Annotated in this window: 1 pseudogene; it reads left to right on the forward strand. The window is 29.0% G+C overall.

Features of this window, described 5'->3' with window-relative positions:
* Nucleotides 1-91 precede the first annotated feature (91 nt).
* Nucleotides 92-683 (forward strand): annotated as a pseudogene (locus ACWIX0_RS13980) (hypothetical protein); the annotation flags it as partial.

Raw genomic sequence — 683 nt, forward strand, 5'->3', positions numbered from 1 at the left:
GATTCAAACAGCTAAAACCAAAACCAAACCAAACTAAAATCATTCAAGTTATACCCACACATAATAACACCAAACAAAAAGGTAAGCAATTATGGACACACAAGATACATTCCCCTTTAAACTCATCATAAAAGATTATGATTTGCTAACTCCCCTAAAAAACAAAGAGATTCAAATCACAAACATAGATTCTAAACATTGTTATGATTCTAAAATCACAACTGCAAATGGCGAAGTTATATTTGAGATTCCACAAAATGAGAGAGGGGATTTTTTTAGCGTAGAACTAATAAATGATGATGATTATGAAAAAAATCCATATTATCTAGCAAAAGAATCTAATAATGTCTATATACAATCACCACATTCACAAGAACCTAATCAACAATTTAAACAAGAATCTAATAATATAGATTCAAGCAACTTTAATGATTTAAATAGCCCAAGCAATTCAAACAGCCTAAATAGTCCAAGTAGCCCAAGCAATTCAAGCAACTTCAATGATTTAGACAACTTCGATGATGCAAGCAATTCAAACGATTCAAGCAATACAGATATTTTAGATAATTTCAATAATTCAAGCAATTCAAATAACTTCAATGATTTAGGGCATTCAAGGTATTCTAATATTTCAAATAACTCAAATAATTTAGATAACTTCAATGATTCAAACAACTTTAATC

It is taken from the genome of Helicobacter sp. T3_23-1059, assembly GCF_053654515.1.